This window comes from Streptosporangium vulgare (assembly GCF_042428775.1).
GTDB lineage: Bacteria > Actinomycetota > Actinomycetes > Streptosporangiales > Streptosporangiaceae > Streptosporangium > Streptosporangium vulgare.
Window position 1 is genome coordinate 474,631 of the sequence record NZ_JBHMBS010000003.1, and the last position, 16,186, is coordinate 490,816.

Genomic DNA, 16,186 nt, shown 5'->3' on the forward strand with positions numbered 1-16,186 from the left:
CTTCAGGGAATAGCTGTGTGCGCTGGTGATGTTAGGCTGATAGCCGCACCAGGTGCCCCGCGTTGGGTGCGTGCTTGTCAGCCACACATCGCTGCATCATCATGTCTCACCTGGTGAGACATGAGCGCCGCAGTGGCCTCCCCGAATCCGTCGCCTCCGAATGCTCTAGATTTCGGTTGGGGCAACGAGAAGCGGCGTTTTAGGGGACATGCGCGTTCGATCTACCTCGACATCTGGTTGCCGGTAGCAATCCGGGGGGGTGTCCTCCAAGTCCCACCGTCGGCGATTCTCGATGGTGACGGCCTGGATCCGCCCTTCTCCGACAGTGGCGGCGGCTCTCCATGGGCCGCCGAGGATCGCGACGTGCAACCCGACCCGGTCTGTCCCACCGGGTCGATCGCACCACCGGGACGATTGGCTGATCATGGCCACGCCCGACCCCTGGGAAGGACCCATTAGTGAGCGACACCACCGAACTCCTCTCCGACGTCACCGGCACGGCGCCGGCGTCCGGCGACACCCCCACCCGCCCCGCGGCCAAGCCGCGCCGTCGCTCCGGCACAGGCCTTTCCGCCATGGTGCTGCCTGAGCTGCAGGCCATGGCCTCCGGCCTCGGCATCAGCGGGACCGGGCGGATGCGCAAGAGCCAGCTGATCGCGGCCATCCAGGAGAAGCAGGGCGTCTCCACCGAGAGCGCCCAGGCTCCCGCCGCCGTCAAGGAGACTCCTGCCGTGGCCGCCCCGGCCGTCGTCGCCGAGCCGGTCGCCGAGCGTCCGGCGCGCACCCGCAGGGAACGTTCCCGCCCCGTCGTGGCCGCCGAGCCCGTCGTGGAGCAGGCGCCCCCCGCCCCCGAGCCCGTGGCCGCCGTCGTCGCGCCCGAGCCCGTCGTGGAGCAGCCGACCATCGACACCGCCCCGGCCGAGGGCCGTGGCGAGCGTGGCGAGAGCCGTCGCGAGCGCGGCGAGCGCCGTGGCCGCAACAGCGAGCGCGGCGAGCGGGGCAACGACCGCCGTGAGCGCGGCGACAACCGCCCCGAAAACCGGACCGACGGCCGCAACGACAGCCGCGCCGACCAGCGCGCCGCCGACGCCGGCCAGAACCGCGGCGAGCGGATCAACGACCGCGGCGACCGCGGTGACCGGCTCAACGACCGTGGCGAGCGCGGCGAGCGGTCCAACGACCGCGGCGAGCGTCTCAACGACCGCGGCGAGCGCGGTGACCGTCCCAACGACCGCGGTGACAGGGGCGAGCGCGGCGACCGTGGCGACAGGGGCCCGCAGAACCGGGGCCCGCAGGACCGCAACGACCAGCACGGAGTGGGCGACGACGACGACCGCCGTGGCCGTCGCGGCCGGTTCCGCGAGCGCAACCGCCGGGGCCGCGAGCGCTTCGACAGCAACGAGCCCGTGGTGGGCGACGACGACGTCCTCATCCCGATCGCCGGAATCCTGGACATCCTCGACAACTACGCGTTCGTCAGGACCAGCGGTTACCTGCCGGGCTCCAACGACGTCTACGTCTCGCTGGCCCAGATCCGCCGCAACGGCCTGCGCAAGGGCGACGTCGTCACCGGCGCCGTCCGCCAGCCCCGCGACGGTGAGCGCCGCGAGAAGTTCAACGCGCTCGTCCGCCTCGACACGGTCAACGGCATGGACCCGGAGCAGGCGCGGCAGCGGCCCGACTTCAACAAGCTCGTCCCGCTGTACCCCCAGGAGCGCCTGCGCCTGGAGACCGAGCCGAACATCCTGACCACCAGGATCATCGACATGGTGGCGCCGATCGGCAAGGGCCAGCGCGGTCTCATCGTCTCCCCGCCCAAGGCGGGCAAGACGATGGTGCTCCAGTCGATCGCCAACGCGATCACCCGCAACAACCCCGAGTGCCACCTGATGGTCGTCCTGGTGGACGAGCGTCCGGAAGAGGTCACCGACATGCAGCGGTCGGTGAAGGGCGAGGTCATCCACTCGACCTTCGACCGTCCGGCCGAGGACCACACCACGGTCGCCGAGCTCGCCATCGAGCGCGCCAAGCGCCTGGTGGAGCTCGGCCACGACGTGGTCGTGCTGCTCGACTCGATCACCCGTCTGGGCCGCGCCTACAACCTGGCGGCCCCGGCCTCCGGCCGCATCCTGTCCGGTGGTGTCGACTCCACCGCGCTCTACCCGCCGAAGCGCTTCTTCGGCGCCGCCCGCAACATCGAGAACGGCGGCTCGCTGACGATCCTCGCCACCGCGCTGGTCGAGACCGGCTCCAAGATGGACGAGGTCATCTTCGAGGAGTTCAAGGGCACGGGCAACCTGGAGCTCAAGCTCAACCGGCAGCTCGCCGACAAGCGGATCTTCCCCGCGGTGGACGTCGACGCGTCCGGCACCCGTAAGGAGGAGATCCTCATGGGCAAGGACGAGCTCCAGATCACCTGGAAGCTCCGCCGCGTGCTGCACGCCCTGGACATGCAGCAGGCTCTCGAGCTTCTCCTGGAGAAGATGAGGGAGACCAAGTCCAACGCGGAGTTCCTGCTCCAGGTGCAGAAGACGACGGTCAGCTCGGAGCGCGACTGATCACTCGCCCCACCTCGAACGCCCCGGCCCCTCCGGCCGGGGCGTTCGCGTTTCCGAAGTCCCTTGTGCGACCCCGTACTTCGGGATATCCCTACTTCAGGACGCTTTTTCCCGCGCGGTTCCCGGGCCCGCGCCGCGATGACCGCGGCGCGCGGACGGCACGCGAGGAGGGGGAGGGCGGTACGCGAGGGCGCACGGCGCGTGAGGGACGGCGGGGACCGCCGGGGCGGCCGGGGCGACCGGGGACGGCAGGGACACGGACGGCGACGACGGGCCATCGGGGACAGGGGAGGCGCATGACGGCCGAGACGCTGACGAGCACGACCGTGGTCAGGACGCCGCTCAGGCGGCGCGTGCCGCTCGGCCCGAACGGCCCCCTGGGCATGCTCGTCGACCCGATGACCTGGCGGGCCGTCCCCTACCTGCTGGTCAGCATGTTCTACGGCCTCGCCTGCTTCGCGTTCCTCGCGTCCGTGATCCCGGCCTCCCTGGTGATGGTGCTCGTGTGGGTCGGGCTGCCGCTGCTCGCCCTGACCATGCTGGCCTGGCGGGGTGCCGCGATGCTGGAGCGCCGGTTCCTGCGGCTGGCCTTCGGCGTCGACATCCCCAGCCCCTACCGGCCCTCCGAGGGCGACAACCTGTTCCTGCGCTGGAAGGACATGTTCGTCGACCCCGCCACCTGGAAGGATCTCCTCTACCTCCTCCTGCTGCTGCCGATCGGGATCGCGGAGTTCACCGTCACGGCGGTCCTGTGGGTCCTCGGGCTGGGCCTCACGCTCGCGCCGCTGCCCCTGCTGCTGGCCGGGCAGCCGATGACGCCCGTCGGCGGATTGCCGATCGACAGCGTGCCGAGGGTGCTGCTGTGCGCGCTGGTCGGGCTCGGCTTCCTCCTCGCCGCCCTCTACGCGACCCGGGGCATGGCCTGGCTGCACGGCATGCTCGGCGTCGCCCTGCTGGGAACGAGCGAGAAGAACCGGCTCGCCGCCCGTGCCGCCCACCTGCGGGCCAGCCGGGCCCGGGGCGTGGACGCGGCCGAGGCCGAGCGGCGCCGGATCGAGCGGGACCTGCACGACGGCGCCCAGCAGCGGCTGCTGTCCGTGGCCATGGACCTGGGCCGGGCCCAGGCCAAGCTCGACTCCGACCCCGAGGAGGCGAGGGAGCTCCTGGCCCAGGCGCACCGGGGGACGAAGGCCGCCATCGCCGAGTTGCGCGACCTCGCCAGGGGCATCTACCCGGCGATCCTCACCGACAGGGGGCTGAGCGCGGCCCTGTCGTCGCTCGCCGCCCGCGCGCCCGTACGGGTGGACCTGTCGGTGGAGGTCTCCCACCGGCCCCCGCCCGCGGTGGAGAGCATCGCGTACTTCGTCGTGGCCGAGTGCCTGAGCAACCTGGCCAAGCACTCCGAGGCCACCGAGGCGTTCATCCGGGTGAGCCGCCAGGGGCAAAGGGTGATCGTCGAGGTCTACGACAACGGGGTCGGCGCCGCCGTTCCCCGTCCGGGCAGTGGCCTCGCCGGGCTCGCCGACCGGGCCGCGACCATCGACGGCACCCTGAGCGTCGACAGCCCGCTGGGCGGCCCGACGATGATCAGGGCGGAGTTGCCCTGCGAATGGTGAGAACGTGGGACCCATGCGGGTGGTGATCGCCGAGGACTCGGTGCTGTTGCGCGAGGGGCTGGCCAGGCTGCTGGCCGACGGGGGGATCGAGACCGTCGGGGTGGCGGGCGACGGTCCCGGCCTGGTCAGGGTGGTCGACGAGCACGATCCGGACCTCGCCGTCGTCGACGTGCGGATGCCGCCGACCCACACCGACGAGGGGCTGCGCGCCGCTCTGGAGGCCAGATCCCGGCGGCCGGGGCTGCCGATCCTCGTCCTGTCGCAGTACGTCGAGGAGCAGTACGCCACGGAGCTCATCGGCGGCGGCGCCGCGGCGGTCGGCTACCTGCTCAAGGAGCGGATAGCCGACGTGGCCGAGTTCCTCGACGCCGTACGCCGGGTGGCGGCCGGGGGGACGGTGATCGACCCCGAGGTGATCGGGCAGCTCCTGAGCCGCCAGCGCAGGGGCGACCCCCTGGAGTCCCTCACCGCCAGGGAGAGCGAGGTCCTCGCCCTGATGGCGGAGGGGCGCTCCAACACCGCGGTCGCCGGGCGGATGCTCGTCACCGAGGGCGCCGTGGAGAAGCACATCTCCAGCATCTTCGGCAAGCTCGGGCTGGAGCCCGCCGCCGACGACCACCGCCGGGTCCTCGCCGTGCTGGCGTACCTGGGAAGGTGACGGCCTGGAGCCCCGGGTTTCCTCGTGTTTCCCCGTGGAGGTGGTCCCCTCGCGGATATCGCGCCCGGCAGGGGGCCGTGAGCATGCCGTGTCCGTTCTGGAGCCGCAGGTCACCGGGGCCGGGGAATGTCTGGTGGCCTGGGATGGTTGGAGGATCTGGCACACTGGTAGCCGAACCGTAGCGGTTCCGGTTCCCGCCCGCGCGCACCCCGGTGTGCTCAGCGCGCAAGCCTCACAGGCGAGAGACAGTGGCGACCCGGCGACCGCGTTTTGGAGAGGAAAAGCGATATGAAGCCCGATATTCACCCGGAGTACAACGCCACTCAGGTGACCTGCACCTGTGGTAACTCCTTCACCACCCGCAGCACCGCCAAGAACGGCGTGATCCACGCCGACGTGTGCTCCGCCTGCCACCCCTTCTACACGGGCAAGCAGAAGATCCTCGACACCGGCGGCCGGGTGGCGCGCTTCGAGAAGCGCTTCGGCAAGAAGCCCGCGGGCCAGTAGCTCTCATCCCGGCGCCGGCTCGGAGAACCCCGCTCGTGGGGTGCCCGGGTCGGCGTTCGTGGTGATGAGGCAGGCTGACCAGGGCTTTCAAGGAAGGACGCACGGTGAATCTCGACGAGCTGCTCAGTGAGTACGCCGAGCTGGAACTCAAGCTCGCCGACCCCTCCGTGCACGCCGACCAGAAGCAGGCCCGTACCTTCGGCAGGCGCTACGCCGAGCTGACCCCGATCGTCGCCACCTACCGCGAGCTGGAGGGCGTCCAGTCCGACCTCGGCACGGCGCGGGAGCTGGCCTCGGAGGACGAGGGGTTCGCCGAGGAGGCCAAGGAGCTGGAGGCGCGGATTCCCGAGCTTGAGGAGAAGCTCAGGCACCTGCTCGTCCCGCGTGATCCCAACGATGACAAGGACATCATCATGGAGATCAAGGCGGGCGAGGGCGGCGAGGAGTCCGCCCTGTTCGCCGGAGACCTCCTGCGGATGTACCTGCGGTACGCCGAGCGGATCGGCTGGAAGACCGAGCTGATCGACGCCACCCACTCCGACCTCGGCGGTTACAAGGACGTCACGATCGCCCTGAAGGCGAGGGGCGACGAGGGCGTCTGGTCGAGGCTGAAGTTCGAGGGCGGCGTGCACCGCGTCCAGCGGGTGCCGGTCACCGAGTCGCAGGGGCGCATCCACACCAGCGCCGCCGGGGTGCTCGTCTACCCGGAGGCCGAGGACGTCGACGTCCAGATCGACCCGAACGACCTCCGCATCGACGTCTACCGCTCCAGCGGACCCGGTGGCCAGAGCGTCAACACCACCGACTCGGCGGTGCGGATCACGCACGTCCCGACGGGTGTCGTCGCCTCCTGCCAGAACGAGAAGAGCCAGCTCCAGAACAAGGAGTCGGCGATGCGCATCCTGCGGGCCCGCCTGCAGGCGATCGCCGAGGAGGAGGCCAACGCCGCCGCCATGGCCGAGCGCAAGTCCCAGATCCGCACGGTCGACCGCTCCGAGCGCATCCGCACCTACAACTTCCCCGAGAACCGCATCTCCGATCACCGCGTCGGTTTCAAGGCCTACAACCTCGACCAGGTGCTCGACGGAGACCTCTCGGCCGTCATCCAGTCCCTGCTCGACGCCGAGATGGCGGAGAAGCTCGCCGCCCATTCATAGAACGCGCCCATGACCTTTCTGCTGGACGAGATCGCCCTCGCCACCGCCCGGCTCGCCGAGGCAGGTGTGCCGTCGCCGCGCACCGACGCCGAGGAGATCGCCGCGTGTGTGCACGGCGTGCGCCGCAGCGAGCTGCACATGGTGAAGGACTCCGACTTCGACGCCCTGTTCTGGGAGGGCGTCGCCCGCAGGGAGTCGCGCGAGCCGCTCCAGCACATCACCGGGCGGGCCTACTTCCGCTACCTGTCCCTGGAGGTCGGGCCCGGCGTCTTCGTGCCGCGCCCGGAGACCGAGGTCGTGGCGGGCTGGGCGATCGACCGGCTGCGGGAGATGGACGTCGCCTCGCCGGTGGTCGTGGACCTCGGCACCGGCTCGGCAGCCATCGCGCTGTCGATCGCCCAGGAGGTCGCGCTGGCCACCGTGCACGCGGTCGAGGTCGACCCGGGCGCCTACACCTGGGCCAAGCGCAACATCATCGAGCACGGCCAGGGCCGCGTCCACCTGCACCCGGAGGATCTGGCCGACGCCCTCTCCGAGCTGGACGGCCAGGTCGACCTGGTGATCTCCAACCCGCCCTACATCCCGCCGGGCGCGATCCCCCGCGATCCCGAGGTCCGCGACTACGACCCGCACCGCGCGCTGTACGGATCGGGCAGCGACGGCCTCGACGAGGTCAGGGCGGTCGAGCGGACCGCGAGGAGACTGCTCCGCCCCGGCGGGTTCGTCGCCGTGGAGCACGCCGACCAGCAGGGCACCCCGGTATATCTGATCTTCTCCGAGGAGAACGGCTGGCGCGACGTGCGCAGCCGCCAGGATCTGACGCGCAGGGACCGCTTCGTCACCGCTCGATTCGGCCAGGAATAGGATGCACGCCGTGAGTCGACGTTATGACTGTATGGATGCCGAGCAGCGAGCCACCGGCCTGATCGAGGCCGCCTCCGCCTTTCAGCGGGGAGAGCTCGTGGTGCTCCCGACCGACACCGTCTACGGTGTCGGCGCCGACGCCTTCACGCCCGCGGCGGTCACCGCCCTGCTGGCGGCCAAGGGGCGCGGCCGCGACATGCCGGTGCCCGTGCTGGTCGGGACCGTACGGGCCGCCAACGCCCTGGTGGAGAACCTCGGCCCGTACGGCCAGGATCTCGTCGACGCCTTCTGGCCGGGCCCGCTCACGCTGATCTGCCGGGCGAACCGGTCGCTGTCGTGGGACCTCGGCGACGCCAAGGGCACCGTCGCCATCCGGATGCCGCTGCACGCGGTCGCCCTCGACCTGCTCAAGGAGACCGGCCCGCTCGCCGTCTCCAGCGCCAACCGCTCCGGTTCCCCGCCCGCCACCACCGCCGCCGACGCGGAGAAGCAGCTCGGCGACTCGGTGTCGGTCTATCTCGACGCGGGGCCGTGCGAGAGCGACATCCCCTCGACGATCCTCGACCTGACCACCGCGGTGCCCAGGCTGCTGCGGCGCGGGGCGATCAGCGTGGAGAAGCTGCGCGGTGTGATCGGCTACGTCGCGACGGACACGGGCCCGGAGGCCGGCAACTGACCGGTGCGTCCACAGCATATGCCGTGATCCATGCCATCTGATTATCACCGTGACGGCGGGCTGTCTCCCCGGTACCTTGAAGTGGGCCGACACTTCCTGGGAGACGTCCATGGGCAAGTTCGAAGGAATGGACCCCAAGCTGGTCCGCGACCTGTTGTCCGAGGTGCAGCGGGCCGCCGAGCAGATGCGGAGCGTCGAGGGCAGGGTCTCGCAGATGATGAGCGGGGCCGGCCTGTCCGCGCAGTCGACCCACAGGCCCGTCCAGATCGCCGACGCGTGCGATGTGATGGTCCGCGACGTCTCCGCCCGCGTGACGCTGCTGGAGAAGAAGGTCAGCCAGAATGTGACGGCGCCCCCCACCGAGCCGAAGGCCGGTGACCCGAAGCCCGAGACGGGCTCCCAGGGCGAGGGGGCGAAGCCGGAGACCGACTCCCAGAACGGCGCGAAGCCCGAGAGCCCGAAGGCGGAGGATCTCAAGCCGGCCGTCGGGGCGGACGACAAGCCCCGGGTCGGCGACCAGTCCGCCGAGAGCACGCAGCGCGACGATCCCAAGGACTCCAAGCCCGACACCAAGGACTCCAAGCCCGACACCAAGCCCGACGCCCCGAAGGCCGACACCCCGAAGGCCGACACCCCGAAGGCCGACGAGGCCAAGCCCGAGGCGGGTTCGAAGGGTGACGAGACCTCCCCGCGCGACGATCGCGACGATCGCAAGGAGACGCCGAAACCCGAGACGCCCAGACCCGAGGCGTCCGGAGCCGACGACCGGAAGCCAGAGACGGGGTCGAAAGCCGACGAGACCTCCCCGCGCGAGGGGGAGCGGGAAACGCCCAAGGAGACCGGCAAGCAGACGGACACCGCGCCGCGCGAGGCGCCCAAGCCCGACCCGACGCCCGAGCCGCCGAGGGCGGAGGATTCGCGACCCGAGCCCTCCAGGCCCGACCCCAAGCCCGACCCGGCGCCGGAGCCTCCAAGGGCCGAGGAGCCGCGCCCGGAGCCCCCCCGCCCCGATCCCACGCCGGAGCCCCCGAGGGCCGAGGAGCCACGGCCCGAGCCCCCTGCCCAGAATCCCCCGCCGGAGGCCCCGAGAGGCGGTTCCGAGCCCCCGCCGGAGGCCCACACCCCGGACTCCTCGTCCCTGCCGGACGCGCCGGGGGCCGAGGACGGCCGACGCGAGGCGCCCGCGCCGGACCGCGTCCCGGAGGTGCCGAACGCCGAGGGCGCGCCCGTGCCGGGCACGCCGAACGCCGAGGGCGCGCAGGTGCCGGAGGCGCCCCGGCAGGATTCCACGCCCGCGCCGGACGCCCCGAGGGCCGACGAGACGCGGCCGGAGACGCCGAGGGCCGAGGACCTGAAGCCCGCCGTCCCCGGCCCGGGGGAGAACCCGCAGGGTGGCGGTCAGCCGGTCGACACCGCGCCGCGCGAGGCGCCCGACGCCCCGCGTACGCCCGAGGCGTCCACCCCGGACAACGGCCTCGTGCCCGGGACGCCGCAGGGAGAGCCCACGCCCGCGCCGGAGCCGCCCGGGGCCGAGAACGCCCGGCCGGAGATCGTCAACGCGGACGACACGACGCCGCGCGGGGATTCCACGGGCAACGTGCCCGTGAACGACTCCGACGCCAAGGGCGACATGGGTTCCAAGGGTGACGAGACGACGCCGCGCGGGGACTCCACGGGCAACGTGCCCGTGAACGACTCCGACGCCAAGGGCGACATGGGTTCCAAGGGTGACGAGACGACGCCGCGCGGGGACTCCACCGGCAACGCCCCCGCGAACGATCCCGACGCCAAGGGCGACATGGGTTCCAAGGGTGATGAGCGCTCGCCGAGGGAGGGGGGCGGCTCCTCCGGCGACACCATCCTCGACACTCCCAGGAAGGACCACCCCGACGACATCGACCAGAGCGGCGACTCCAGGGCGAAGGTCGTGGAGGTCGACGGGGTGAAGGTGCTCCAGATCCCGCTCGACGCGCCCACGGCGGCCGAGGTCGACGAGCTGCTGAAGAACATCGAGGACATCCCGCCGCTGGAGATGCCCGCGATCGACGGTGTGTCCGGCCCCGACGGGCAGCCCGGCCAGGTCGAGCCGCACGGCCCGCTCGACTCCGCCAAGCCCTCGTACCCGCTCCTCGACACCGCGGGCCCGGCCACGGACCAGACCGTCCAGCCGCCGGGCACCGGGGGCGACACCACTCCCCAGCCCGCGGACACGACCTCCGCGCCCCGGCCCGCCGGAGACTCGGCGTCCACCGGTGACGCCGCGCCCAGGCCCGCCGGGACGGCCTCCGGGGAGCCCGCGATCCAGACGGCGGGCACGACCTCGGGCGAGGCGGCCACGCGGCACGCCGGGGGGCCGGTGCCGTCCATCGGCGACGCGGTCTCCGGCGAGGCACCGGGTGCCGGGGGCACGTCCGGGCAGGCGGCGGGGGCGGCGCCCGGCGGGGTGGCCGCGCAGCCGGGCGAGGGTTCGGCCGCCCGGTGGGCTAACGACGGCAGCGACGTCGTCACCGCCGAGGCGAGCCCGCTCGACCTCGACGCGCTCAAGACGCTCGCCGACAACGCCCGCGAGATCGAGCCGCTGGAGATGCCGGGCGTGAGCGTGCCCGACGGGGAGACCTGGGGCGAGGGGGCCTGGGCGCCCATGGACATCCGGCCCGACGGCCCGGCGGGCGACGTGGACCCGGGAGACCCGCTGCGGCCGATCCCGCCCCCTGGCGGTGGCCAATGATCACCGGAACGCGGGCGCGAGGCCGTGAGCGCCCTGACACCGCGGGCGCGACGCGGTGGGCGAGCGGGCACGGCGCGGCATGAGGCGGCACGAGGCAGTGAGCAGCGGTGAGTGAGTGAGCGGGAGGCAGGGAGCGTGTCAGCGAGGGTGAGGAGCCTGTGATGTTCGTGGATCCACCCGCACCGCAGCCGCTGCAGCCGGGGGAGACCCCGCCGGCCTCGGCCAACAACGGGTTGCCGTCTCCGGACGCCGTCACGTCGTGGGAGTTCAACCCCGACTACCAGCGGCTGGTCATGATGTGGAGGCAGGTGCTCCCCGTGCTCGACACGCTGACCGGCAGCCTCGACAAGGCCTACCAGCTCGCCAGGAGCAGGGATGTCTGGGACGCCCCCGTCTCCGGCCGCTACGTCGAGGACATGACGGAGTGGCGCACCCGCCTGAGCCTCTACCGGCAGGCGATCCTGACGTCGATCAGCGACCAGGCGGCCGACACGCCGAGGTGGGTGCCGGTCAAGGCCGGAGCCCCGCACGCGTTCTCGTGAGGCGGCCCCGGTGGCGGCGCTCCCGCGCGACACGCTCTCCGGGCCCGGCACGTCCCTGACGTGGGATAACCGGGGAGAGCGGGCTTACAGTGGGGGTGAGTCGTCGTCTTCGGGGTGTGAGCCATGGGCGCAGAACCGTACTACGGGCCGGATTTCGGCCTCCTGCAGCGCGAGGACCCGGAGATCGCGAGCGTGCTGCTCGACGAGCTCGACCGGCTCCGCGGGGGTGTCCAGCTGATCGCGAGCGAGAACTTCACCTCCCCCGCCGTGCTCGCCGCGCTCGGCTCGACGCTCACCAACAAGTACGCCGAGGGCTACCCCGGCAGGCGTTACTACGCCGGGTGCGAGGTCGTCGACCGGGCCGAGCGGCTCGCGATCGACCGCGCCAAGCGGCTGTTCGGCGCCGAGCACGTCAACGTGCAGCCCCACTCCGGCGCCTCGGCGAACCTGGCGGCCTACGCGGCCCTGCTCCAGCCGGGCGACACCATGCTGGCGATGGAGCTGTCGCACGGCGGCCACCTCACCCACGGCTCCAAGGTCAACTTCTCGGGACGCTGGTTCGACGTCGTGGCGTACGGCGTGCGCAGGGACACCGAGCTGATCGACTACGACGAGGTCAGGGAGCTGGCGCTGCGGCACCAGCCCAAGATGATCATTTGTGGCGCCACCGCCTACTCCCGTGAGATCGACTTCGCCGCCTTCCGGGGGATCGCGGACGAGGTGGGCGCCTGGCTGCTCGCCGACGTCGCGCACACCGTCGGCCTGATGGCCGGCCGGGCGCTGCCCTCCGCGGTGCCGTACGCGGACGTGGTGACCTTCACCACGCACAAGGCGCTGCGCGGTCCGAGGGGCGGCGGGATCATGTGCACGAAGGAGCTGGGCCCCAGGATCGACCGCGCGGTCTTCCCGTTCGTGCAGGGCGGCCCGCTCATGCACGCGGTGGCGGCCAAGGCGGTGGCGTTCGGCGAGGCGTTGCGGCCGGAGTTCGCGGAGTACGCGCGGCGGGTGGTGGACAACGCCCGGGTGCTGGCCGACGCGCTGGCCGCGGAGGGCATGCGGCCCGTCTCCGGGGGCACCGACAGCCATCTGGCGCTGATCGACCTGCGCGACGTCGGGATCTCCGGCGCGACGGCCGAGCAGCGGTGCCAGGCGGCCGGGATCACACTGAACCGCAACGCGATCCCCTATGATCCGGAGCCACCCACGGTGACGTCCGGGATCCGGGTCGGCACCCCCTGCGTCACGACCCAGGGGATGGGGCCCGAGGAGATGAAGGAGGTGGCCGCGATGGTGGCGCAGGCCATCCGCAACCCCGACGCGACGGCTGAGATACGGGAGCGCGTCGCGGTGCTGACGAGAGCCCACCGGATATATCCCAGCGAACTATGAGCTGTTCTGTGTCGTTTTCCGGTCACAGGTGGCCGGACTATCCGCGAAACTGGTTCCGTGCGCGAATATCTACTCATGGCGCTCGTCGCGGCCGCGGTGACGTATCTGCTGGTGCCGCTGATCCGCGTTTTCGCCGTCCGCATCGGCGCCATGCCCGAGGTCCGCGATCGTGACGTGCACACCACGCCGACGCCCAGGCTCGGCGGCCTGGCGATGTACGGCGGCCTCGTCGCCGGCCTGCTGATCGCCGCGGAGCTGCCCTACGCCGGGGGCAAGCTCGCCGAGGGCCAGGGAAAGATCGTGATCGCGCTGATCGCGGCGGGCGGCCTGATCACGCTGACCGGCTTCCTCGACGACTGGCTGGGGATGGACGCCCTCGTCAAGCTCGCCGGGCAGATCGGCGCCGCGGGGGTGCTCGTCATCTTCGGCGTGAGCCTGCCGTGGCTCCCGCTGCCGACCGCGCTGGGCGGGCAGACCATCCTCGACTCGACGCTGAGCCCGCTGATCACGATCCTGATCGTGGTCGTCATGATCAACGCCGTCAACTTCGTCGACGGGCTCGACGGGCTGGCCGCGGGGATCGTGGGCATCGCCGCGATGGCCACGTGGACCTACTCGGTGGCCCTGTCGAAGGACTACGGCGACACCAGCATCAACGCGACGGCGGTCATCGCCTCGGTGCTGATCGGGGTCTGCCTGGGCTTCCTGCCGCACAACTTCCACCCGGCGAAGATCTTCATGGGCGACACGGGGGCGATGCTGATCGGCCTGGTCCTCGCCTCCACGATGATCCTGGTCACCCCGCTCGACTCCAGCAGCATCAACCGCTTCCCCGTCATCCTCCCGCTCCTCGTGCCGGTCGCGATCCTGGTGCTCCCGCTGCTGGACCTGATCATGGCGGTGATCCGGCGCACGTCCAACGGCCTGTCACCGTTCTCGCCCGACCGGGGGCATCTGCACCACCGCCTGCTGGACATCGGCCACTCGCACCGCCGCAGCGTCATGATCATGTACGCGTGGACCTTCCTGTTCGCCTTCGCGGTCGTGGCGCTGTCCATCGAGGGCGTCCCGCTCATCCTGTTCCCGCTGACCGTGCTGCTCGCCATCGGCGTGCTGGTGATGATGGCGCTGCCCCGCTGGCGCGCCCGTCGCGACCTCGGCGGGACCGAGGGGCGCGGCGGGGAGGGGCGCGGCGGGCTCGATCCCGCGGCCCCCGTGGGTCCCACGGGCCCTGCGGAGGGACCGGGGTGGCACGCGCCGCCGGGCGAGCAGCCGCCGGGCCGGGTCAGGCCCCACCCGTACCCCTCGGAGGCGCCCGGCCGCCGTCCGGTCGCCGGCGGCGACGACGCGGCCACCCTGCCGGTGCGGCCCGACCTGTCACTCAGCGCTCCCCGGCAGGGTTTCTCAAACCCTGAGACGCCGCTTTGAGGCGCTTTCGTCATCCCCTTGATCGTTTACTTGAAACGGCAGGTAAAGGCGCTCTTCCTTGAGCTTGTGATAGCTTTCACTAGCAGATGGTGAACCTGCCTGGACCTGCAAGGTAGCAATCGCTCGCTTGATAACAGTCACTTGGAGTGCCGATGCTCGCCAACGACGTGCGCCTTCTGAAGGGGGCTGCGATACCCACGGTGCTGGTGGGGCTGGTCGTGATCCTCGTCGCGGCGTTGCTGGCCGGAGCCAAGGGGGCGCTCGGCGCCGCGATCGGGACCGTGGTGGTCTGTGTCTTCTTCACCCTCGGCATCGTGGCCGTCTCGTACGCGAGCCGCGTGTCGCCCATGATGATGATGACCGCCGCGGTGCTGAGCTACGCGGTGAAGATTCTCGTGATCATGGCTCTGCTCAAGACCTTCGAGGACGCCACCGCGTTCGAGCCCAAGGCCTTCGGCTGGGCGGCCATCGCGTGCACGATCGCCTGGACGATCGGTGAGATGCGCGGCTTCATGAAGCTTAAAATGCTCTACGTCGACCCCGATGCCCCGATTCCAGGTCAGGGCGATCCACGATGAGGCGTATCATCTCGCTGGCGGCCACGACCCTGCCCGATATGACTAGTCCTCACCGCGACTGCTATCGTCATGCCCGCGATGAGCGAAAAGAAAATCCGGCCCGAAGACGACGGCCGCGACTTCGCCAACGCCGCCTGGTCGATCCCCAGCTATCTCCTCTCCGGGATGATCCTGTACGGCGGTGCGGGCTGGTTGCTGTCCAAGTGGACTGGCGTGGTCGCCTTCACCCCGATCGGATTGATCCTCGGGGTCGCTCTATCCGTCTACCTGGTCTACCGGAAGTACGGTCGCTAGCCTTCGGCGGCGGTCGCTTCGCTGACGAAGCAATTTCGATCAACTACCACGCTGAAGGGAACGCCGCGTGAGCACGCTGACGCTCCTCGCTCCCGGGGACGAGTTCAAGCCTCCGGGACTCGAACTCTTCGACGCCGCCCCGATCATCTCGGGCGTCGCCTGGTTCACGAAGCCGGTGCTGCTGGCCCTGTTGAGCTCGATCATCGTCATCGGCTTCTGCTGGTCGGCCTTCGGCAACCCGAAGCTGGTGCCGCGGGGCGTGCAGAACGTCGGTGAGATGGGCTACATGTTCGTCCGCGACCAGGTCGCCCGGCCGTTCCTCGGCAAGGACGCCGACCGGTGGATGGGCCTGCTGCTCAGCATGTTCTTCCTGGTCTGGGTCTGGAACCTGATGGGCGTCATCCCGGTGCTGCAGTTCCCGGTCGCCTCGCACATCGCCTTCCCGATCGTGCTCGCCCTCAGTGTCTACATCCTGAAGATCTACCTGGGTGTCAAGCACCAGGGCGCGATCGGCTACTTCAAGAACATGATGTTCCCCCCGGGGCTGCCCAAGCCGATCTACGTGCTGCTGGCCCCGATCGAGCTCCTCTCCAACATGATCATCGCGCCCTTCACGCACGCGGTGCGACTGTTCGCCAACATGTTCGCCGGCCACATCATCCTGGCCTTCTTCAGCCTTGTCGGCTTCTGGTTCCTCTTCGAGCAGCTCAGCCCGCTGGGCGCCCCGCTCGGCGTGGTCGGCGTGATCATGACGATCGCGATGACGGGCTTCGAGATGTTCATCCAGTTCCTGCAGGCGTTCCTCTTCGCGATGCTCGCCGCGATGTACATCGGCAACTCGCTCCACGCCGACCACTAGACGCACAGACCTCCCTCGAATATCCAGACCGGTGAGCCTTCACCGGCCGACCTGTAAAGGAAACACAACACCATGGCAATGGGAATCCTCGCTGAGGTCACCGGCTCCCTCGGTTCCATCGGTTACGGCCTCGCCGCGATCGGCCCCGGCATCGGCGTCGGCATCATCTTCGGTCAGGGTGTGCAGGCCATCGCCCGCCAGCCCGAGGCCTACGGCCTGATCCGCCAGAACATGCTGCTCGGCTTCGTTCTCACCGAGGCGCTGGCCCTCATCGGTCTGGTCGCGCCGTTCATGTTCGGTCAGTAAGACGCAGAAAACCTCTGACGGAAGGC

At 70.7% G+C, this 16,186-nt stretch carries 15 protein-coding genes; all 15 read left to right on the forward strand.

Translation table 11 applies throughout. The features are described from left to right. Nucleotides 1–458 precede the first annotated feature (458 nt). The 15 genes from rho (at nucleotide 459) to atpE (ending at nucleotide 16,160) form a co-directional block, all read left to right on the forward strand. Nucleotides 459–2,558 carry a transcription termination factor Rho gene (rho, locus tag ACFFRH_RS08770; protein WP_386155481.1) on the forward strand — a complete coding sequence of 700 codons (2,100 nt, stop codon included), beginning with the start codon at nucleotides 459–461 and terminating at the stop codon, nucleotides 2,556–2,558. A 296-nt stretch (nucleotides 2,559–2,854) separates the two neighbouring features. After that, nucleotides 2,855–4,174, forward strand: a complete 1,320-nt coding sequence (locus ACFFRH_RS08775) for a sensor histidine kinase (RefSeq protein ID WP_386155483.1) — start codon at nucleotides 2,855–2,857, stop codon at nucleotides 4,172–4,174. Between the two features lie 13 nt (nucleotides 4,175–4,187). After that, nucleotides 4,188–4,832 carry a response regulator transcription factor gene (locus tag ACFFRH_RS08780; RefSeq protein ID WP_344744701.1) on the forward strand — a complete coding sequence of 215 codons (645 nt, stop codon included), beginning with the start codon at nucleotides 4,188–4,190 and terminating at the stop codon, nucleotides 4,830–4,832. 288 nt (nucleotides 4,833–5,120) lie between these two features. Further along, entirely contained in the window at nucleotides 5,121–5,339 is a 219-nt protein-coding gene (gene rpmE / locus ACFFRH_RS08785; protein ID WP_344744661.1) for a 50S ribosomal protein L31, read from the forward strand. Between the two features lie 104 nt (nucleotides 5,340–5,443). Continuing rightward, nucleotides 5,444–6,496, forward strand: coding sequence for a peptide chain release factor 1 (prfA, locus tag ACFFRH_RS08790; RefSeq protein WP_344744662.1), 1,053 nt, complete (start codon nucleotides 5,444–5,446; stop codon nucleotides 6,494–6,496). A gap of 9 nt (nucleotides 6,497–6,505) precedes the next feature. Next, nucleotides 6,506–7,360: a peptide chain release factor N(5)-glutamine methyltransferase gene (gene prmC / locus ACFFRH_RS08795; RefSeq protein WP_344744664.1), complete on the forward strand. Its 855-nt coding sequence runs from the start codon at nucleotides 6,506–6,508 to the stop codon at nucleotides 7,358–7,360. Nucleotides 7,361–7,370: 10 nt separating this feature from the next. Next, nucleotides 7,371–8,036: an L-threonylcarbamoyladenylate synthase gene (locus ACFFRH_RS08800; RefSeq protein ID WP_344744665.1), complete on the forward strand. Its 666-nt coding sequence runs from the start codon at nucleotides 7,371–7,373 to the stop codon at nucleotides 8,034–8,036. A gap of 109 nt (nucleotides 8,037–8,145) precedes the next feature. Further along, a complete protein-coding gene (locus ACFFRH_RS08805; RefSeq protein WP_386155487.1) occupies nucleotides 8,146–10,764 on the forward strand; it encodes a hypothetical protein in 2,619 nt (872 codons plus the stop codon). 161 nt (nucleotides 10,765–10,925) lie between these two features. Then, nucleotides 10,926–11,306: a hypothetical protein gene (locus ACFFRH_RS08810; RefSeq protein ID WP_344744667.1), complete on the forward strand. Its 381-nt coding sequence runs from the start codon at nucleotides 10,926–10,928 to the stop codon at nucleotides 11,304–11,306. 123 nt (nucleotides 11,307–11,429) lie between these two features. Continuing rightward, nucleotides 11,430–12,695, forward strand: a complete 1,266-nt coding sequence (gene glyA / locus ACFFRH_RS08815; RefSeq protein WP_344744668.1) for a serine hydroxymethyltransferase — start codon at nucleotides 11,430–11,432, stop codon at nucleotides 12,693–12,695. A gap of 57 nt (nucleotides 12,696–12,752) precedes the next feature. Beyond that, a complete protein-coding gene (locus ACFFRH_RS08820) occupies nucleotides 12,753–14,123 on the forward strand; it encodes a glycosyltransferase family 4 protein (protein ID WP_386155489.1) in 1,371 nt (456 codons plus the stop codon). Nucleotides 14,124–14,275: 152 nt separating this feature from the next. Then, nucleotides 14,276–14,701 (forward strand): Cg1360 family ATP-synthase-associated protein, encoded by a 426-nt coding sequence (locus tag ACFFRH_RS08825; RefSeq protein WP_344744670.1) that lies wholly within the window; start codon nucleotides 14,276–14,278, stop codon nucleotides 14,699–14,701. A gap of 78 nt (nucleotides 14,702–14,779) precedes the next feature. Next, nucleotides 14,780–14,995, forward strand: a complete 216-nt coding sequence (locus ACFFRH_RS08830) for an AtpZ/AtpI family protein (RefSeq protein ID WP_344744671.1) — start codon at nucleotides 14,780–14,782, stop codon at nucleotides 14,993–14,995. Nucleotides 14,996–15,062: 67 nt separating this feature from the next. After that, entirely contained in the window at nucleotides 15,063–15,854 is a 792-nt protein-coding gene (gene atpB / locus ACFFRH_RS08835; protein WP_344744673.1) for a F0F1 ATP synthase subunit A, read from the forward strand. 78 nt (nucleotides 15,855–15,932) lie between these two features. After that, on the forward strand, nucleotides 15,933–16,160 hold the full coding sequence (atpE, locus tag ACFFRH_RS08840) for an ATP synthase F0 subunit C (protein ID WP_030906562.1): 228 nt from the start codon (nucleotides 15,933–15,935) through the stop codon (nucleotides 16,158–16,160). The last annotated feature ends 26 nt before the right edge of the window (nucleotides 16,161–16,186 follow it).